Raw genomic sequence first — 20,369 nt, forward strand, 5'->3', positions numbered from 1 at the left:
GACAGGGAGAAGGATTATTCAATGACGATTACATACGAACATATTAAGACGTGCAAACAATCCGGAGCGAGACTCGGACGGGTTCACACCCCGCATGGCGTGATCGAGACGCCTGCTTTTATGCCAGTCGGTACCCAGGCAACGGTGAAAACGATGAGCCCGGAAGAGCTCAAGGCGATGGATGCGCACATTATTTTAAGCAATACGTACCATCTGTTTCTCCGGCCCGGACATGAGCTGGTCAAGGCTGCCGGGGGATTGCACCGCTTCATGAATTGGGATCGCCCGATTTTGACGGACAGCGGCGGCTTTCAAGTGTTTTCCTTGAGCGAAATGCGCAAAATCAGCGAACAGGGCGTAGAGTTCAGGTCGCACTTGAACGGGGACAAGCTGTTTATATCCCCGGAAAAGTCGATTGAGATTCAGAACGCGCTAGGCGCAGATATTATTATGGCGTTCGACGAATGCCCGCCTTATCCGGCCGAGCATAGTTACGCGAAGCATTCACTGGAGCGGACGACCCGCTGGGCAGAACGCTGCCTCAAAGCGCATAGCCGTCCGAACGAACAGGGATTGTTCGCTATCGTGCAGGGAGGCATGTATGAAGATCTGCGCAAGCAGAGCGCCGTTGAGTTGACTTCCATGGATTTCCCGGGGTATGCTATTGGGGGATTGAGCGTCGGTGAGCCGAAACATCTTATGTATGAGGTGCTTGACTATACCGTTCCTTTATTGCCGGCGAATAAGCCGCGCTATTTGATGGGCGTCGGTTCGCCGGATGCGCTTGTAGACGGTGCCATACGAGGAATCGATATGTTTGATTGCGTGCTTCCGACACGGATTGCGCGCAACGGAACCATTATGACCAGCTCAGGCAGGCTCGTCGTGCGCAATGCCAAATACGCGGAAGATTTCGGGCCGCTTGATCCGGAATGTTCCTGCTACACCTGCACCAATTACTCGCGGGCCTACATTCGCCACTTGATTAAAGCGGACGAGACCTTCGGTATTCGTCTGACTACATATCATAACCTGCACTTTCTGCTGGAGCTGATGCGGGGCGTTCGCCAGGCGATCCGCGAAGATCGTTTGCTCGATTTCCGCGCAACCTTCTTTGAAAAGTACGGCATAGACGAGAACAGCAAAGGGTTTTAATCGCGGCGGAACGTTCCTCTCGGAGCGATTCGGCTGCATACATAACGATTTTAGTTAATGGAGAAGGGGGTAGATTGCATGTGGTTAGCGGCTGACCCGGCGGCACAACCGTCCGGCGTTGAATCGATGCTTGTCACTTACGGTCCGCTTGTACTGATGTTCGTTGTTCTGTATTTCCTACTTATTCGTCCTCAACAGAAACGGCAAAAAACGCGCAGCATGATGCTGGGTAATTTGAAAAAAGGGGACAAGGTCGTTACCATCGGCGGTATGCACGGGACAATTGTCGAGATTACGGACGATTCCGTCGTACTTCGCGTCAACGATGTAACAAAACTCACTTTCGATCGTTCGGCCATCAATTCCATAACGAGCAGTTCGGCGGCGGAAGAAAAGAAAGAAGAAAAAAAGGAAGAAAAGAAATAAAGCGGCGAATGCCGCAAAAGAAAAGCGAGGCCAGGGTACATTCATCCGTCGGCGCTCGCTTTTTTTGTCTGGACATTCGTTACTTTTTCATATTGACCCCGATCATCCCTCCGAGCGCTCCCGCTGCAAAAGCGACACCGGTCAAGTACATCAGCTCTTTCGTCAGCCCGGCATCATACGCCAAAAAGCCGATGATCCAGACGATGACCGCGTAGACGATGCCGAGCAGGCCGCCATGATACCAACCCTTGCTGCCGCCTCGTTTTCCCGACGAAATTCCGCCGATGAACATGGCCACGCCGTGAATGAACAGAGCCGAGCTCAGCCACGAGCTCTCCGGCACATTCGTTCCGAGCATAATTAGTGAAGCAAGCAGTGTGCCGACTAGCATAAACAATCCCGCATACATTAAACCGGAAAACAAAGGAGAACTTTTCACATTCTTCAACCTCCATCACGAACCATTCTATACTCCCATTGTATGGGCATGTACTACGAAATAGTACATGTTCCTCCTTCGGAATTCGTTTTTCCTCTTACCAACATTTCACCCGCATGTTCGCCTTCACCCAAGGTCAAAATACCCATGCACCCTTTCCAAGGAGGACGGATCGATCCATGCAGATGTCAACTCTGCTTTTTCGCACCATACTGATTTATGTGATCGTATTTTTTACGATGCGTATTATGGGCAAAAGAGAAATCGGGAAGCTGTCTGTCTTCGACTTGGTCATTTCGATTATGATTGCGGAAATCGCGGTATTTGTGCTCGAGGACATGAACAAACCGCTATTGGAAGGCATATTACCGATGGTCACACTGGTCGCGATTCAAATGCTCATTGCATATGTGTCGCTTAAAAACGAAAAGTTGCGGCGATGGTTTGAAGGGAAACCGTCGGAACTCATCGTGAAAGGAAAGCTGAACCGTGAGGAGATGAAGCGGGAACGGTATAATCTGGACGATTTGCTGCTGCAGCTGCGGGAAAATAAAATATTGAACGTCGCGGATGTCGAATTTGCGGTACTGGAGCCTTCCGGTAAATTAACGGTAAAAGAAAGAACACCGGGGGAACCATCCGGTGATTCGAAAGACAAGCCGTTGTTCCGCTATGAAGGATTGCCGCTCCCGCTTATTATGGACGGAAAGGTGCAGGACGACAGCTTGACCAAGCTGGGCAAAACCCGGTTCTGGCTGAAGCGGGAGCTTCAGGCCCGAGGGATCAAAGAATTCAAGGACGTTTTTTTCTGTTCCGTCGATCACCGCGGCAAGTGGTTTATTGATAAAAAGCGATAAACGCCTACTTTACAAACCGTTTGCCCAGCCAGAACAATCGGAACAAATCAGACCGGTCGAACAGCCTCAGCAGCAGGGCAATCATTAAATACACGAGCATTCCGGCGCAGCATGCAGCAAGGAAACGGATCATCCCGCTGTCGGTCCATTGCGTAAACATGACCAGGTGGCAGGTCATTCCGGCAGCGGCCATGCTGAATGCCACTTTGAAGAAGTCGCTAGCGTTCATGGAAAATTTCAGCAGCCGGGCGATGCTGTTCCAATGCAAGACGGTGACGAGCATAATATTGACCGTGATCGCGACGACCGCGCCAAGAATGCCGAATTGCGGATTGCTGGCCAGGAAGTATATGAGAACAAGCTTTACGGATGATCCGACAAGCGTATTAATGAGCGCACTGCCGGGACGTTCAAGCGCCTGAAGCGCCGCCTGGAGAGGGGCTTGGAAGTAAATGAACAGCGCAGCAGGGGCCATCATTTTGAGCATGGCACCCACCCCGGCCTGTCCATACATATATAAGCATATCGGTTCAGCCAGCACATACATGATTACGGCAAACGGAGCACCGGTGACCAAGGCGAGCTTCAGCGATTGATGCAGCCGTTTGTGGATGGTCTTCATATCGCCGAGGGCCGACGCTTCGGATAAAGACGGAATTAACGAGACGGCGAGCGAGTACGTCAGCGCGCTTGGAAGCAGCAGCACAGGCATGACCATTCCTTGCAGAGCACCGTATTGGGCTGTCGCCACTTTGGTGGCGACGCCTGCGGCAGCCAAACATTGCACGATCAAAATCGATTCCAGCAAATAGGAGCAGGAGCCGACCAGCTTGCTGCCCGTTACCGGAAGAGCGAGCTTGACGATTTGCTTCAAGTTGTCGATGTGGGAGAGAGCGCCGGCCTTGCCGTTTTTACCCGCGGCAGCCGCAGGCGCTTTTTTGCGTCCCTGCCTGTACAACAGCATAAGAACAAGCATGGCGCATACTTCACCGGCGAGCACGCCGACCATTGCTCCGGCCGCCGCATATTCGATGCCGTAAGGCAGCATGAGGTAGGCGAACGCGAGGACGGTGACGATCCGGACGATCGTTTCGATGACCTGAGACAGCGCCGTCGGGATCATGTTGTGGCGTCCTTGAAAATAGCCGCGGAATACGGCGGATATTCCTACGATGAAGATGATCGGCGTCATGCAGAGAAAAGTTAAATATACCCTGTCGTCGGTGAATAAATATTCCGTAATCCGGCTGGCTCCGAAATAAGTGCCGGCGGTAAAGACGGAGCTTAAGATAAATGAGAGCGACAGCGTAATCCGGAAAATGCTGCGGACTCTTGCTTCATCGCCCTCGGCTTCGGCAGCGGCGACCAGCTTGGCCACCGCAATGGGAATTCCCCCCGTGACAATCGTCAATATAACGATAAGAAACGGGTATCCCATCTGGTAAAGACCGATTCCTTCGGCCCCGATTACGCGCGGAAGCGTAATCCGCGGAATGAAGCCGAGAATGCGATTAATAATGCCGGCTGCAAGCAGGATGAGCGTGCCCTTGATGAACGATTGTTTTGTCACGGGAATAAACCTCTTTTCTGCCACCTGATTATTAATGGATATGCATAACCTGTCCGAATGCATGCAATAATTTTTATAAAGGCCGGGAAGCGCCCGGCGGCAGGAAATCGGATGCACGCAGCGAATACATTATTCGACAAGCGATTGCGCGGGAGGTCAAGCATATATGGGGCAAGACGAATGGAAGCAGAACCGGGAAGGCTCCGGCAAGCTGGAAGAAGTCGAGGAGAACGATTTGCCTGCTGCGAATGAGTCGAATGCCGGCGCAGAAGGGAAAGCCGTGGACGGCGTGCCATATATGGAACAGTTTTTCGGACCGGAAGCAGACGAGCGGCCGCAGCCGCAGGACATGCTCCCCGCTGTGGCGAACGAAATTGCGGCTGCGGGAGCGATCGACGCCGAAACCCCGGTTGAGGCCGAACATGCGGCGGATCAGGACCGTGCGGCGGACGATACTGAGGAAGAGTCGGGAATGGACGCAGACGATACGGATGAAGAGCCGGGAATGGACGCAGACGAGCTGAACCAGGTCATCGAAGAAATATGCCGCAGCAAGGCGGCGGAATTCCGTATGCTGGGTTACGAGCAAGTGACCGGAAGAGAAATTTGGGAATGCGTCAGCGATAAATACGGGAAGAGCGGTATTCCGCCGATACACCGGATCGTTAACGATATTTTATCGTTAAAAGTAACGCAGTTCATGAACTGGATGACGATGAGCATATACAAAGATGCCCATTTCCGTTGAGAAGGGCGTCTTTTTTCGTTGCTCCCGCGGCGAATTCGCCAAAATCCTTCAAATTGACTCGTTTTTCGGAGGTAGGTATAATAGGAATATTGATTATGGAAGGAGATCGTTATGGACATCAAAAGAATTGTCTCTTTTTTCGCTATCGTCGCGATTTTGTTCGCCTCCATTGCGTACACGAGTCCGGCGCTGGTGAAGAACATCAAGCTGGGACTGGATCTCAAGGGCGGGTTTGAAATTTTGTACGTAGCGGAGCCGATCGAGGCGGGGAAACCGGTTACACCGGAATCGCTCAAGCAGACGGCGGTCAGCTTGGAAAAAAGAGCAAGCGAGCTCGGCGTGGCCGAGCCGGAAATTACGACGGAAGGCACGAATCGCATTCGCGTAAGATTAGCCGGGGTCGTCAACGAAGAAGAAGTAAGAAAAATTATTAAGAAACCGGCGGAACTCACTTTCCGTGGTCCCGACGGAACGAAAGAAATGATCGGAAGCGACTTTGTCGAAGGCGGAGCGAAGCTCGGTTACGACCAAAGCAATCGGCCGATGATCTCGATCCAGGTAAAAGATAAAGAGAAGTTCAAAGCGGTGACCGAAAAGCTGTTAGGTAAGCCGCTGGCTATTTATTTGGATGAAACGGAGCTTTCCGCGCCGATCGTGCAGCAAGTTCTGACGGACGGATCGGCAAGCATTACCGGTAACTATACGTTCGATGAAGCGAAAAAGCTGGCGGATACGATCAACTTAGGGGCACTGCCGTTGAAGCTGACGGAAAAGTACACGCAAAGCGTTGGGGCTTCCCTGGGGCTATTGTCTTTGCAGGAAACGGTGAAGGCAGGATTGATCGGATCCGTCTTGATTTTACTGTTCATGCTGGTGTTTTACCGGATACCGGGCGTCGTGGCCTCGATTACGATCATTACTTACGCTTGGCTGCTGCTCATCATATTTGAACTTGCGAACGCAACGCTTACGCTGCCGGGGATTGCGGCCTTTATTCTCGGTATCGGGATGGCGGTGGACGCGAACATTATTACGTACGAACGGATTCGGGAAGAGATTCGCAGCGGTAAAAGCATCCTCTCCTCGCTCAAATCAGGCTCCAAACACTCGTTCCGGACGATAATGGATGCGAACATTACGAATATTATCGCAAGTGCCGTCCTTTTCTATATCGGGAACGGCGCGATTCGGGGCTTCGCTTTCACAAGTATCGTGAGTATCATTGTCAGTATTTTAACGAATATCTTTTTGGCGCGGCTGCTTATTCACTTGTTAATCCGCGGCAATTTGTTCAAAAAGCCGGGGTATTTCGGAGTGAAGGAGGCGGAAATTCGTGACCTTTAAACACCATATCGATTTTGTAAAGCATCGTAAAAAGTTTTATTTCAGTTCGCTCGCGATCATCGTGCTTGGGTTGATTTTTCTGCTTGTAGGCGGCATGAATTACGGCGTTGACTTCAAAGCGGGTACATCGCTTGATATTACGGTAGGACAAGCTTTGGATTCTGCGAAAGCGGAGCAAATCTTTAAAAATGCCGGCGTGGAACCGGCGGTCAGCACGATCGGCGGAGAGAGCGGCGACAGGCTTTCTGTCCGGTTCGACGATATTTTGTCGGAAGATACCGTGAAAAAAATAAAGGATGAGTTCGTCGCCACCTATGGGGACAAAGTTTCCCAAGAGGTGAACACCGTAACTCCGGATATGGCGATTGAACAAAGGAACAAAGCGATTATCGCCATCGCTGTTGCCAGCGTGGCCATCTGCCTGTACGTAACGATCCGGTTCGAATGGAGGTTCGCAATCGCATCCATTATCGCGATTTTACACGACGCCTTTATGGTCATTGCATTTTTCTCGATTTTCCGATTCGAGGTGAACTTGCCGTTCATGGCGGCCGTACTGACAACCATCGGGTATTCGATCAACGATAAAATCGTTATTTTTGACCGCGTACGGGAAAATTTGCGGTTCTCCAAGCTCAAAACGTCCGAAGACGTTGCGAAATTGCTGAATGACAGCATTTGGCAGACAATGTCGCGGAATATTAATACGGTCCTTACCGTATTGATTGCTGCAGTTTGTTTGTTTATTTTCGGCAGCCCGGCGATCAAACTGTTTGCTCTTGCGAAAATTATCGGGTTGACTAGCGGCGCATATTCGTCCATATGTATTGCCGGTCCGCTCTGGTACTACTTCAAGCACAAATCGCTCGGTTCTAAAAAGAAAGCCGCAGCGTAAAAAATAAAAGTACCGGCCGCGCGAAACCGCGAGTTTCGGCGGCCTTTCTAATCGCTCAATTACTTTATCATCTCATGGAGGGGTGACCCCATGACAGAGGAACGTTACAAGAAAACGGAATTTGTTGCATGGATTGGCATTGCCGGCAATATTGCCTTACTGGTGCTCCAAGGACTGGTCGGCTATGTTGCGCACAGCAAAGCGCTTATCGCGGATGCGCTGCATTCGGCTTCAGCGGCTGCAGGCTCTATTGCCATACTGATCGGGAGCCGGTCAGGCAAGCGGTCGCTCGATGATCACCGCTACGCAAGGGGAAAGACGGAGTCCGTAGCAGCAATGACCGTCGCGGTGCTTTTGCTTGTAATCGGGATTGAGGTAGGCATTACATCCGGGCAAGCGATCTACTATGGAGTTGACGAGCCGCCGAACCAACTCGCTTTCATTGTCGTCATCCTGTCGATTATCGCGAAAGAAGTCATGTTCCGTTACAAGTATCGGTTAGGCAAACAGCTTTCCAGCCAGACGCTGATGATGAACGCGTGGGAACATCGTTCCGACGTATACTCGTCCATCGCGGCTTTTATCGGCGTCGGAGGAGCGCTGCTTGGCCATTCCCTGGGAAATGATTTGTTTTATTATTTGGATCCCGCTGCCGGCTTGTTCATTTCCTTGCTCGTAGTTCGCAAAGGCTATCGACTGATTCAGCAATCCATACATAACACATTAGGTCGAATCCTCCATCAGGAAGATACGGCGGAGCTTCTGGAAACCGTCCAGCGTGTAAAAGGGGTTATCGCCGTTGACGAGCTGCGCCCTCGGGAACACGGGCATTATGTGATTGTGGACATGAAGATCAGCGTCAACCCGAAAATCACGGTTCAGGAAGGCCATGACATCGCCAAAATTGTAAAACATACGTTGATGAAACGGTTTATTCATGTGTCCGACGTGTTCATTCACGTCAACCCGTATGATGCGGGATATCCATACAAGAACGCGGAAACGGAAGCGGATGATTATCCGACATTGCTACATTAAGGAGGCACTGCCGGCATGCTTCAAGCAAAGGCTAGGTGGAGCATAGGCCAAGGGGATGCGGAAAAGGCGGATGCCTTGTCGAAAGCGCTCGACATATCGCCGCTGCTTGCCAATATGCTCGTGATCCGGGGAATAACAGACATCGAGCATGCCGCCAGCTTTCTATACGGGGGGGCGGATCAAACCCATGATCCGTATTTGTTGGATGGAATGAAGGAAGCGGTCGAGCGAATCCGATTGGCATTCGAACGCGGCGAGCGTATTCGGATCTACGGCGATTATGATGCCGACGGCGTCAGCAGCACGACATTAATGGTTCGACTGCTGCGCCAGCTTCACCATACATACGATTATTATATCCCTCACCGAGTGCAGGAGGGATACGGACTTCATTGCGCAGCGATCGACGCGGCGCATGCCCAAGGCGTTACCTTGATCATCACCGTAGACACGGGGATCAGCGCAGTGAAGGAGATTGCGCATGCGCGGTCGCTCGGCATCGATGTAATCGTGACCGATCACCATGAGCCGCCCGAGATTTTGCCGGAAGCTTACGCGCTGATCAATCCGAAGAAGCCGGGGTGCCCATATCCTTTCAAGCAGCTGGCGGGCGTCGGCGTTGCTCTGAAGTTGGCGCAAGCGCTGCTTGGCCGTTGGCCGGAGGAGCTGCTCGAAATCGCGGTGATCGGCACGGTGGCGGACCTGATGCCGTTAACCGGTGAAAATCGGGTGATTGTCAAGCAAGGGCTGCAGCAAATGCGCGAGACAAGCAGTCCCGGCATTAAAGCGCTGCTCGAAGTTGCCGGTATCGCGATCCGTGAGACGACCGAAACGCACATCGGCTATTCCTTGGCGCCGCGGATCAATGCAAGCGGGAGGCTGCTGAGCGCCGATACCGCAGTCCGGCTCCTGACGACGGAGGATGATCAAGAAGCGAGAAGAATGGCGGACGAGCTTGATCAGCTTAACAAGGAACGGCAAAAGATCGTCGACGAGATGACAAAGCAAGCGGTAGCGATGGTCGAGGAACGTTCACGGCAGACGGGCGAGCTGCCTAAAGCGGTCGTGCTGGCCCATGAAGATTGGAATGTGGGCGTCATCGGTATCGTAGCATCCAAGCTGGTCGACCGTTTTTACAAGCCGACCATCATTCTTGGGATTGACAAGGAGACCGGGATGGCCAAAGGCTCCGCGCGTTCGATTGCGGGCTTTGACATGTACCGGGCGTTAACGCATTGCCACGATCTGATGGATCATTTCGGCGGACATCCGATGGCGGCGGGAATGACGCTGCCGAGAGAGCATCTGCCGGAGCTCGAACGTCGGCTTGCGCGGCTTACGGAAGAATGGCTTACGCCGGATGACTGGGTCCCGCTGATGCAGGCCGATATGGTATGCAGCTTCGAGGAGGCGGCGATCGAAAACATAGAACAGCTGGAACTGCTCGGACCGTTCGGTATGGGCAATCCTTCTCCCAAGTTTGTGTTCAGCGGTTTACGGCTCGGCGAGCTGCGCACGATGGGCAAAGAGCAGCAGCATTTGAAGCTGTCGCTGCGCAGCGCAACGGATGAGGCTGCGTCAGGACTCGATGCCGTGGGCTTCAGCAAGGGGCGGCTTGCGGATTGGATTACCCCGTCGGCGCGCATCGATGTGTTGGGCGAATTGAACATTAACGAGTGGAACGGCGTGCGCCGGCCGCAAATCATGATTCAGGATTTGCGCATCCCGCATGCGCAGCTGTTCGATTGGCGCGGGACGCCGAGACCGGACAAAAAACTGGATGAGCTGTGCCGCCGGCTTGAGCGGGACGGTTCCGGGCAAAGCGCGGAGGCCAACCTGGCGGTTGTGCTGTTCGATGCGGTCATCCCTGCCGCGCTGATGCAGCTGCCTGCAATGTTCACGCTTTGGCATGTCGATCTGCGTGGGAGGCTTCACCCTCTGAACGAATTAGCAGCGAAGGCAAAGTACGAGGAAGCGCAGGATATTTTTTTCTACGCACTGCCCGACCGGTTGGAGCAACTCGATGCGGCGGTGGCGAATGGGGCGTCCGCCGAACGCTATTATGCCGCCTTCGGAGGCACAGAAGAGGAGAAGCAGTCGGCCGTGATGCCGAGCCGCGACATGTTTAAATCCGTATACGGCGCGGTTGGCGCTCTCCGGTCTGCTGATCCGTCGACGGCTGGGCGGACGGATTACATTCAAGCAATTTCGAAACGATGCAGCTTGACGTCAGGCACGGTCCGATTTATTATCGACGTCTTTGCTGAGCTTGGGCTGATGGAATCCGACGGCAAGACATGCCGGTTGATTCCGTCGTCGGATAAAAAAGATCTGACTTCCTCCGCTCTGTACCAGAGCCGTCAACATCGGCCGGAAGTGGAGCAGGAGCTGCTGTACACGTCGGCGAAGGAACTTCTATCCAGGCTTCTCCGGCAGCATGCGCATGTACATTCGGAAGACTACATGCAAAGCAGCGGCGCATAGAAGCGCTAGAACGATAAACTCAGGAAACTATATATCCTTTTTGGAGGGAATTGCTTAATGGATTTCAAACCTTATATTCGCGTCATTGACGATTTTCCGCAGCCCGGCATCAGCTTTAAAGACATTACGACGCTGCTGAAGGACGGAAAGGTATACCGGGAAGTGATTGCCGAGTTGGCCCGCCGTTTGGAAGGAAAACAGATCGACGTGATCGCCGGGCCGGAAGCGAGGGGCTTTGTCATCGGCGCTCCGCTGGCCGTGGCGCTTGGAATCGGCTTTATCCCGATTCGCAAGAGCGGCAAGCTGCCGGGCGAAACGATCGAGGCCGATTATGCGCTCGAGTACGGCAAAGACAAGCTCGCGATGCACAAGGATGCGATTCAGCCCGGACAAAAAGTGCTTATTGCCGACGACCTGCTGGCAACCGGAGGTACGATCGCAACATCGATTAACCTGGTCAAGCAGTTGGGCGGCGACGTTATCGGCGCGGCGTTCCTCATCGAACTGCTCGAATTGAACGGCAGAGAGAAGCTCGGCGGCATCGAGATCGAATCATTGGTACAATATTAATATACAGCCGATCGCGGCAGAAAAGGCGTCCGACGCAGGGCGCTTTTTTTGTATGCGCTTTTGACGACACGGCTTCGGGAAGGCCGCGATTTGCCACGAACGTTCGGGTGCTCGTTCCGTTTCGGCAACCCATTTTCGATGATGACCGCTATGGCCGTGTCTTTCAATCGATGGCAGCCATATATTGGACTATCCCGTAAAAGGAGGTAGTTTAGGAGATGGGCGCACATAAGTCTTCGAAAAGTAAAGGACACAAAAAACGCGTGTGCCGCTGCGGTAAAAAGCGCAGACCGGTTGGGCGTGGCAACGTGATCCGTCACAAGTCGAAAAAAGAGAACTCGAGTCTTGGAAACGTAAGCCAAGGCGCTTTGGAAAATGCGACGCGCGGCAATTTGACCCAGGGCGTAGCAGGCAAAGAAAATGCAACCCGGGGCAATTTGACGCATGGCCAAAAGACGAAGGGCCATCGGACGCACGGCCAAAAGACGAAGGGCCATCGGACGCACGGCCAAAAGACGAAGGGCCATCGGACGCACGGCAATGCGGTCCAGGGCACAGAGAATCAACAAACCGTTTCACCGTTCAGCGCACCGAACGGCTTTTGGTTGTAGGACAGAAGCCGTGGCTTCTGCGTGCACAATCGCATACGGTGTAATAACACAAAAAGCCTATCCGCATCGATAGGCTTTTTGCTTTCCGAACGAAAGGCGGAGCTTTCGATGCCGGCGGACATTCCCGTATGCCAAATTTGGGTTCACGAAGAGCAATTGAAACGGCTGCAGAGAAATGTATGGAGCGACCGTTTCGTTCCTGCGGCGATGACGAGGAACGGAGAACAGGCCCCCATTCTCATGCGCTACCGCGGAGGACATACGCGAGAGTATCCGAAGCGTTCGTATGAAATCGCAATTTCAGGAAAGACTTACCATTACAACGCTGAATACGATGATCCGTCCTTAATCCGCAATGCGCTGTCATTTCGTTTTTTCGAATGGATCGGCGTGCCTGCTCCGAGCACAAGGCACTGCTTGCTGTATTTGAACGGTCACAGCCTCGGGGTTTACCTAGAGATCGAGAGTGTCGACAGAAGATTTTTTCGCAAAAGAGGGATCGGCGCCAAAGCGTTATTTTACGCTTCCAACGATAATGCGAATTTTGGCCTTCGGTCGGGAGGCAGGAAGCGAAGAAAGGCGTCGCTTTTTTCCGGATATCAACAAATGATAGGAAGCGTTGCGGATCGTCGGGCGCTGATCGGTTTCGTCCGGCGGCTCAATACCGGTCCGGCACGGTCCGAAACGTTGCGCCGCTATTTGCACAGACGGCTTGATATCGACAATTACCTTCATTGGCTGGCCGGTGCCGTATTTACAGGCAATTACGACGGATTCGATCAAAACTACGCTTTGTATCTTCACGAAGGTACGCAAAAATACAGGATTATCCCATGGGACTACGAAGGCACCTGGGGCCGCAATTGTTACGGAAAGCCGTGCGGCAGCAGCCTGGTGAGCGTAATGGGTTATAATCGGCTTACGCGACGCTTGCTTCTTTATCCGTCGGTCCGGAAGCGGTACAAAACCATACTTGATCGCATTCTGAAAACCCATTTTACCGTTCAAAAGATCGTTCCGGCGGCCGTGGAAATGCATCGCAGCATCCGTCCTTACGTCTACCGCGATTCAGCCCGCAAATGGTCCTTCGGCGTCTTTGACGGAGAGCCGAAATTTATACGCCATTACGTGGAAGAACGGCGCCAAAAGATCGCCGAAGCGATCCGCACATTATAACTTTTCGAGCAGCGCCGGGCGGAAATGGCACGAGGCTGCTTTTCTTCTATGCGGAACATGTCGGATTGTCCCGTAAATTCTTGACGGCATGCCTATATCGGGGGCATAATGGATTAAAATCGAATTAAGGGAATGGATGAGCGGATGGGGATTGAGCAGCTTCTTGAGAAGGCATCCGGCTATTTGAAAGAAAGCGATCTGAACAAAATCCGGGAAGCCTACGAATTTGCGGATCGGGCGCACTACGGCCAAGTACGCAAGTCCGGGGAGCCCTATATATTGCACCCGCTTGCGGTTGCGGAAATACTCGTCGGCATGCAGATGGATACGACGTCCATCATTGCTGCGCTGTTGCATGATGTGGTTGAGGATACGACCGTGTCGCTCGAAACCGTCCATGAGAAATTCGGACCGACGTGCGCCATGATCGTTGACGGCCTTACCAAGCTGGAGAAAATCAAATTCAAGAGCAAGGTGGAACAGCAGAACGAGAACTACCGCAAAATGTTCGTGGCAATGGCTCAGGACATTCGTGTGATTTTGATCAAGCTGGCCGACCGTCTCCATAATATGCGTACGCTGAAGCATCAGTCGGAGGAAGCGCAGCGGCGAATTGCCGATGAGACGCTGGAAATCTTTTGTCCGATTGCGCACCGGCTCGGGATTTCCGCTATCAAGTGGGAGATGGAGGATATCGCGCTCCGCTACTTGAATCCGCAGCAGTATTACCGGATCGTCAATTTGATGCAGAAGAAACGCGCCGAACGCGAGCAGTACATCAATGACGTCATCCATACCGTGCAGGAAAAGCTTCAGGAAATGGGCATCGACGGCGATATTTCCGGGCGGCCGAAACATATTTACAGCATCTACAAAAAGATGACGGCGCGCGCCAAGCAATTTAACGAAATTTACGATCTGCTCGCACTGCGCATTATCGTTGACAATATTAAGGACTGCTATGCGACACTCGGCATTATTCATACGCTGTGGAAGCCGATGCCCGGCCGGTTCAAAGATTATATCGCGATGCCGAAGCCGAATATGTACCAATCGCTGCACACGACGGTGATCGGTCCCAAGGGGGAGCCGCTGGAGGTGCAGATCCGTACCTTCGACATGCACCGGACTTCCGAGTTCGGGGTGGCTGCGCATTGGGCTTACAAGGAAGGCACTTCGCTGCCGTCCAGCGGCTACGAAGACAAGATGCAGTTTATCCGCGAAATTTTGGAACTGCAAAATGAAGCGCAGGACGCGTCAGAGTTCGTTGAATCGCTCAAAATGGACTTTTTCGCCGATCTCGTATTCGTCTTTACGCCGAAGGGCGAGGTTATCGAGCTGCCGGCCGGTTCGGTACCGCTTGATTTTGCGTACCGGATTCATACCGAGGTAGGCAACCGGACGATCGGAGCGAAGGTGAACGGCCGGATTGTGCCGCTCGATCACAAGCTGAAGACGGGCGACATCATTGAAATATTAACGTCGAAGCATTCGTACGGCCCGAGCCAGGATTGGGTCAAAATCGCCCAGTCGTCCCATGCGCGAACGAAAATTCGCCAATGGTTCAAGAAGGAGCGCCGCGAGGAAAATGTCGTGAAAGGCCGCGAGGCCATCGAGCGTGAGCTGAAGCGCCTCGGCTACGAGCCGTCCGCACTCATGAAAGAAGAAGAATTGCTTGAAGTTGCCGGCAAATTTAACTTCCATGAGGTCGAGGATATGTTCTCGGCTGTCGGCTTCGGCGGCATTACGGCGGCTCAAATCGTGACCCGGCTCACCGAAAAGGTTCGCAAAGAAGCCGAGGAAGCGCAACAGCAAGCGCTGCAGCTGACTTCCGAGGTGCGCGAGGTTAAGGCGGGGGACAAGGAGCGTAAGAGCCGGCCGACGAACGGCGTCCGCGTCAAAGGGGTAGACAACCTCCTTGTTCGCTTTGCCCGCTGCTGCAACCCGGTCCCGGGCGACGACATCATCGGATACATCACCCGCGGTCGCGGCGTATCCGTTCACCGCTTGGACTGTACGAACATCCCTTCGCCGGAATGCGAAGACGAAGGGAATCGCGTCATCGAAGTCGAATGGGTGGAAGACATCGAAGCGAATTACAGCGTGGAAATCGAAATTACGGGACACGACAGGCTCGGTCTGCTCAATGAGGTGCTGAAAGCCGTCTCGGAGAGCAAGACGACCATTTCCGCCGTTTCCGGCCGATCGGATAAAAACAAGATGGTCGTCATTCATATGACGATCTTGATTCGCAACATCGATCATCTGCATTCCGTTGTCGAGAAGATCAAGCGGGTGAAGGACGTGTATTCCGTACAGCGGATTATGCAGACGTGAAACGATTGTTCCATGCGACGACAATAAGGAGCAAAGTACGAAGATGAGAGTAGTCATTCAGCGCAGCAAAGCTGCGCAGGTTACGGTGGAAGGGGAAACGGTCGGTCGAATTGATCACGGCCTTGTTCTATTGGTCGGCGTTTCTCATGAAGATACGGAGCAGGATGCCAAATATGTCGCGGAAAAGGTGGCGGGTTTGCGTATTTTTGAAGACGAGGACGGGAAGATGAACCGTTCGGTGCTTGAAACGGGCGGACAGGTGCTTTCCATCTCGCAGTTTACGTTATACGGCGATTGCCGCAAGGGGAAGAGACCGAATTTTATGGCCGCCGCCCGGCCGGAGCATGCCGAGCCGCTGTATGACCGTTTTAACGGGATGCTGCGGGAGCTAGGTCTGCAGGTCGAGACGGGACGTTTCGGCGCGATGATGGACGTTTCTCTGGTCAATGACGGGCCTGTTACGCTGATCGTCGAAAGCAAGCAGTAACCGGTAAGGGCGCAAAAGTTTCTTGGGTTTAAACGTTATGGATAGATGCGGCCTCTTGTGGGAAAAATAGGTGTAATGCGATTGCCTATTTACGAACCGTAAGGAGTGGACAAGACATGTACCGTTCCCCCAAGGAACGAATCGCAGCGATGCCAGAGCAGCAGCTGCTGGCCGGCGCGCTGCAGGATACGCAGGCGCTGCTCGCCACGGATATGACGGATACGGAGCTTAGCGCCGCGCATACTTCCGGCCAGGAGCAGATGAAACAAACGCCGCGCAAGTCTTACCGTTGAAGGACAGGCCGTTTTCGTCGGCAATGACGAAAGCGGTCTGTTTTGTTTTCATTGGACTGTTAATGTGCTACACTATTGCTAGTTTTGGTGTAAAAAAGCTTATCCATGTCCCTGAAGCGCAAGGAGGGAAAACGAAATGAAAATTCAATTCGAGCGGGTTGGCTTCGGCGAACAAGCAACGGAGATGTTTCATATAGGCAAGCTGTTTTTTGAAGATGTGGAAGCGGTGTACGAACCTGCGGACGATGCGCGCCTGCACATCAAGGTGACGGTGACGGCGGATGAGGCGATGCGAACGATTACGGCGGAAGTGTTGCTGACGGACCGCGACACGGGCGCAGTTCATAAAAGCCGTCACGAGCGGGCGATCGGCGCGCGGGATGAGGGGCATAAGCGTGCCGTGAAACGGTCGGTCGGCTACGGTTTGCTGCAGGTGCTGCGGGAGTACACCGGCATTGAGCAGGCGTGGGGGACGCTGACCGGCGTTCGCCCGACGAAGCTGATGCATAACCTGATGATGAAGCACGGAATGGAACACTGCAAGCAGGTGCTGCGCGACGAATATTTGGTGACGGAGCCGAAGGTGGAGCTGCTCAGCGGCATCGCCGAGCGGCAGCTGAAGGTCATTCCCGATTTGTTCCGGTTGGACCGCGAAGTAAGCATTTATATCGGCATCCCTTTTTGTCCGACCAAATGCGCCTACTGCACGTTCCCGGCTTACGACATCCGGGGAAATAACGGATCGGTCGAGGCGTTTCTCGAAGGGCTGCATTACGAGATTCGCGAGATGGGACGATGGATGCGGGAAGCAGATGTTACGATCACGACGATCTATTGGGGCGGCGGAACGCCGACCAGCATTACCGCAGATCAGATGGACGCGTTGTTCAATACGATGCAGGAAGCGTTCCCGGCGATGGAGGGGGTGCGCGAGCTGACGGTGGAGGCGGGACGGCCGGATACGATTACGGAAGACAAGATCAACGTGATGAAAAAGTGGAAGGTCGACCGCATCAGCATTAACCCGCAAAGCTTCACGCAGGCGACGCTCGATACGATCGGACGGCATCATACGGTAACGGAAACGCTGGACAAGTTCAAGCTGTCCCGCGAGATGGGAATGAACAACATCAACATGGACCTGATTATCGGCTTGCCGAACGAAGGGATGACGGAGCTGCAGCGGACGCTCGATCAGACGGCCGAACTGCTGCCGGAGTCGCTCACGGTTCATACGCTGTCGTTCAAGCGAGCTTCCCGCATGACGAAGAACAAAGACGATTACGAAGTCGCGGAGCGGGACGAGATAACCGATATGATCCGCACGACGGCCGAGTGGACCGAACGCCATGGGTACGTGCCGTATTACATGTACCGGCAAAAGAACATACTCGGCAACCAGGAAAATGTCGGCTACTCGCTGGTAGGGTATGAGAGTTTGTACAACATCCTGATGATGGAAGAGCGGCAGACGATCATCGGGCTCGGCTGCGGCGCGGTCAGCAAGGTGCTGTTCCCGAAGGTGGAGCATGAGGACGGCTATGAGCAGCGGATCGAAAGGTTTCCGAATCCAAAGGAGCCTGCGGTGTACAACAAGGCGTATAAGGAATATATCGTGAAAAAAATTAGCTTGCTGGACGAAGCGTACGGACGCGTAACAACGGGCCAATCGTAAGTGCAGCAGCGGTGTGGACTGGATTGAAAAGATCGTCAAATGTGTCATTATGATGAAACTTGTCGTAAATTTGCATCCTTTTGTAAATTTCCCCGTATATCATCAGGATAAGCGTGATCGGTTCATCTTATTTTTTATTCAGAGGTGTTGTATGTCGTCGAAAACGAGCACTACCCGCAGCAAACGCAACAGGGGCTATCTTATTATTGCTATTGCCGTACTTGTACTTTTGGCCGCCGCTTGCGTCAGTTGGTATTATTGGAAAACGAGTGGCAAAGGGCGTTTGGGCCCGCCGCAACAATTGACGGAAGTGAACACGGTCAAATCGCCGAAAGACAGCTATGACGTAATTGTCGTCGGAACCGATCCCGAAGGTGTGGCTGCCGCCGTCTCGGCAGCGAAAAACGGACTCAGCACACTGCTAGTGGACGGCAGAGACCGTGAAATTCTCGGCGGATTGATGACGCTGGGATGGTTGAACAGCCTTGACATGAACTACGAGCCGGACAAGGGACCGCTGTACAAACGAGAAATATTGAATAAAGGCATATTCACCGAGTGGTATAACAAAGTCGAAGGCGACTCGTTCGATGTAGTGACGGCGGCCAACGTGTTAAACGAATTGGTCGCGCAACAAAAAAATATCGACGTGCTGCTGAAGACGAAAGCGATGGAACCAGTGCTTACCAAAACGGGCGATACGTCGACCATAACCGGCATCAAACTAACGCAAGCCGACGGCAAAGTGAAAACCGTGCAGGCCAAAGCCGTCATTGACGCGACCCAGGATGCGGACATTGCCGCAGCGTCGGGCGTACCTTATACGTTCGGGCGCGAAGATCTGGGCGACAAAAAATCGAAAATGGCGGTAACGCTCGTATTTCGTTTGAAAAACATCACGCCTGAAGTTTGGAAGCAGATGCAAAAGCGGATGGAGAACGATAACGATGAGGGAACCGGCGCCAATGAGATGAGCGTCTGGGGCTATAAGGAAATGAAAGATTACCCGCCGCTCAATAAAGAACGGGTCGCGATGCGCGGTCTGAACATCGGAAGGCAAAACAACAACACGATGCTGATCAACGCGCTGCAAATTTTCGGCATTGACGGCACGGACCCGAAAGCCCGCGAAGAAGCGTTCGAGCTCGGGAAGAAAGAGCTGCCCCGCATCGTGGATTACATGAAGGAAAAATATCCGGAGTTCGCAGGCATTGAGCTCGACGCTACGGCGCCGGAGCTGTATGTTCGGGAAACCCGCCACATTCAAGGCGAATACCGGTTGAACATTCTCGACGTGATGGAAAACCGCGATCAATGGGACCGCATCGCATTCGGCGCTTATCCGATCGATATCCAGAGATTGTCGCCTGCGGATACCGGGGCGGTCGTCGGGCAGCCTCTTCAGTACGCGGTGCCTTACCGGAGCATTGTTCCGCTCAAGGTGGACGGGCTGCTTGTCGTCGGTCGGGCTGCCAGCTTTGATACGCTGCCGCACGGTTCGGCCCGCGTCATTCCGGTAGGGATGGCGACAGGCGAGGCGGCGGGCGCGTCGGTGAAACTGGCGATCGACCAGAAGATGACGTTCCGGCAGCTGTCGGCTTCCAAAGAATCGATAGCGAAATTGCAGGAGCAATTGAATCGGCAAGGGATGGTACTGAAGCCGTTTGACGTGAAGGCAATGGGCCTGCCGGACAGCAACACCGCCTACAAAGGCTGGAAGACGTTCATGGGGCACAAAGCATACAAAGGACTGGAAGTCGCCATGTCGCTCGCGCTTGCCACCGGGGCATATAACAACGATTTTTCGCTCGATGCCAAATCGAACCAGCAGCGCATGATCAATCAGCTAGAAGGGATGCGCAAGTTCAAGCCGGACAAGCTTGTCGGCAGTACATCCGCGGCGATTGCAAAAGGCACGGATCCGAAGACGCTGCCGGTGACGCTCGATCAGGCCGCTTATATGATCGCGCTGCTGCTCAAAGTGGATGCTACCCCGACAACCGCGGTTGCGGCGCTGCAGAGTATAGGCTTCCTGACGAAGGAATCGGTTGACACGATCGTGAATAAGCAGGAGTTGACGAACGGCGATACGTATATGCTGATCAAGGATGTTTATAACGCGCTGAAAGCGGCAAAATAACATCAGCTTCGCGAATGACTTCTGCGCATATGTTTTTCGGCGCAGCAAGACGGTCAGATGATGGGGACAAAGCTGCGATTTGGCTTACGGCAGCATGCCGGGTAACACCCATATGTCGTTTTTT

At 53.2% G+C, this 20,369-nt stretch carries 18 protein-coding genes; 16 read left to right on the forward strand and 2 right to left on the reverse strand.

Features of this window, described 5'->3' with window-relative positions; all coding sequences use genetic code 11:
* Positions 1 to 21 precede the first annotated feature (21 nt).
* Entirely contained in the window at positions 22 to 1,155 is a 1,134-nt protein-coding gene (gene tgt, locus ACFQI7_RS21145) for a tRNA guanosine(34) transglycosylase Tgt (protein WP_218102249.1), read from the forward strand.
* 78 nt (positions 1,156 to 1,233) lie between these two features.
* The gene (gene yajC, locus ACFQI7_RS21150; protein WP_218102248.1) at positions 1,234 to 1,581 is read left to right on the forward strand and encodes a preprotein translocase subunit YajC; all 348 of its coding nucleotides are present in this window, start codon (positions 1,234 to 1,236) and stop codon (positions 1,579 to 1,581) included.
* A gap of 79 nt (positions 1,582 to 1,660) precedes the next feature.
* Here the strand turns inward: yajC and ACFQI7_RS21155 are convergent, their stop codons facing one another.
* Positions 1,661 to 2,020 carry a TIGR04086 family membrane protein gene (locus ACFQI7_RS21155; protein ID WP_218102247.1) on the reverse strand — a complete coding sequence of 120 codons (360 nt, stop codon included), beginning with the start codon at positions 2,018 to 2,020 and terminating at the stop codon, positions 1,661 to 1,663.
* A 179-nt stretch (positions 2,021 to 2,199) separates the two neighbouring features.
* Between ACFQI7_RS21155 and ACFQI7_RS21160 the strand changes: the two genes are divergently transcribed.
* On the forward strand, positions 2,200 to 2,877 hold the full coding sequence (locus ACFQI7_RS21160; RefSeq protein ID WP_218102246.1) for a DUF421 domain-containing protein: 678 nt from the start codon (positions 2,200 to 2,202) through the stop codon (positions 2,875 to 2,877).
* A gap of 4 nt (positions 2,878 to 2,881) precedes the next feature.
* Here ACFQI7_RS21160 and spoVB read toward each other — a convergent pair whose 3' ends face one another.
* Entirely contained in the window at positions 2,882 to 4,447 is a 1,566-nt protein-coding gene (spoVB, locus tag ACFQI7_RS21165; RefSeq protein ID WP_218102245.1) for a stage V sporulation protein B, read from the reverse strand.
* A 166-nt stretch (positions 4,448 to 4,613) separates the two neighbouring features.
* On the opposite strand from spoVB, the gene ACFQI7_RS21170 reads away from it, so the two are divergent.
* From ACFQI7_RS21170 to ACFQI7_RS21230, 13 genes are all read left to right on the forward strand, one after another.
* Entirely contained in the window at positions 4,614 to 5,195 is a 582-nt protein-coding gene (locus tag ACFQI7_RS21170; RefSeq protein WP_329958284.1) for a post-transcriptional regulator, read from the forward strand.
* Positions 5,196 to 5,306: 111 nt separating this feature from the next.
* Positions 5,307 to 6,539, forward strand: coding sequence for a protein translocase subunit SecD (gene secD / locus ACFQI7_RS21175; protein ID WP_218102244.1), 1,233 nt, complete (start codon positions 5,307 to 5,309; stop codon positions 6,537 to 6,539).
* The gene (gene secF / locus ACFQI7_RS21180; RefSeq protein ID WP_218102243.1) at positions 6,529 to 7,434 is read left to right on the forward strand and encodes a protein translocase subunit SecF; all 906 of its coding nucleotides are present in this window, start codon (positions 6,529 to 6,531) and stop codon (positions 7,432 to 7,434) included. Before secD ends, secF begins: the two co-directional genes overlap by 11 nt.
* Before the next feature lie 90 nt (positions 7,435 to 7,524).
* Positions 7,525 to 8,472, forward strand: a complete 948-nt coding sequence (locus tag ACFQI7_RS21185) for a cation diffusion facilitator family transporter (protein WP_218102242.1) — start codon at positions 7,525 to 7,527, stop codon at positions 8,470 to 8,472.
* A gap of 15 nt (positions 8,473 to 8,487) precedes the next feature.
* The gene (gene recJ, locus ACFQI7_RS21190) at positions 8,488 to 10,956 is read left to right on the forward strand and encodes a single-stranded-DNA-specific exonuclease RecJ (protein WP_218102241.1); all 2,469 of its coding nucleotides are present in this window, start codon (positions 8,488 to 8,490) and stop codon (positions 10,954 to 10,956) included.
* Between the two features lie 57 nt (positions 10,957 to 11,013).
* Complete coding sequence (locus ACFQI7_RS21195; RefSeq protein ID WP_218102240.1) at positions 11,014 to 11,526, forward strand: adenine phosphoribosyltransferase; 513 nt, start codon at positions 11,014 to 11,016, stop codon at positions 11,524 to 11,526.
* 218 nt (positions 11,527 to 11,744) lie between these two features.
* Entirely contained in the window at positions 11,745 to 12,137 is a 393-nt protein-coding gene (locus tag ACFQI7_RS21200) for a hypothetical protein (protein ID WP_218102239.1), read from the forward strand.
* A 108-nt stretch (positions 12,138 to 12,245) separates the two neighbouring features.
* The gene (locus ACFQI7_RS21205) at positions 12,246 to 13,313 is read left to right on the forward strand and encodes a CotH kinase family protein (RefSeq protein ID WP_218102238.1); all 1,068 of its coding nucleotides are present in this window, start codon (positions 12,246 to 12,248) and stop codon (positions 13,311 to 13,313) included.
* Positions 13,314 to 13,457: 144 nt separating this feature from the next.
* Positions 13,458 to 15,650, forward strand: coding sequence for a RelA/SpoT family protein (locus tag ACFQI7_RS21210; protein ID WP_218102237.1), 2,193 nt, complete (start codon positions 13,458 to 13,460; stop codon positions 15,648 to 15,650).
* A 43-nt stretch (positions 15,651 to 15,693) separates the two neighbouring features.
* Positions 15,694 to 16,137, forward strand: a complete 444-nt coding sequence (dtd, locus tag ACFQI7_RS21215) for a D-aminoacyl-tRNA deacylase (protein WP_218102236.1) — start codon at positions 15,694 to 15,696, stop codon at positions 16,135 to 16,137.
* Between the two features lie 116 nt (positions 16,138 to 16,253).
* Positions 16,254 to 16,430, forward strand: coding sequence for a hypothetical protein (locus ACFQI7_RS21220; RefSeq protein ID WP_218102235.1), 177 nt, complete (start codon positions 16,254 to 16,256; stop codon positions 16,428 to 16,430).
* 136 nt (positions 16,431 to 16,566) lie between these two features.
* Positions 16,567 to 18,105 (forward strand): coproporphyrinogen III oxidase, encoded by a 1,539-nt coding sequence (locus tag ACFQI7_RS21225; protein ID WP_218102234.1) that lies wholly within the window; start codon positions 16,567 to 16,569, stop codon positions 18,103 to 18,105.
* A 151-nt stretch (positions 18,106 to 18,256) separates the two neighbouring features.
* The gene (locus tag ACFQI7_RS21230) at positions 18,257 to 20,245 is read left to right on the forward strand and encodes an FAD-dependent oxidoreductase (protein ID WP_218102233.1); all 1,989 of its coding nucleotides are present in this window, start codon (positions 18,257 to 18,259) and stop codon (positions 20,243 to 20,245) included.
* Positions 20,246 to 20,369 lie beyond the last annotated feature (124 nt).

The organism is Paenibacillus allorhizosphaerae, from assembly GCF_042659105.1.
Classification (GTDB): domain Bacteria; phylum Bacillota; class Bacilli; order Paenibacillales; family NBRC-103111; genus Paenibacillus_G; species Paenibacillus_G allorhizosphaerae.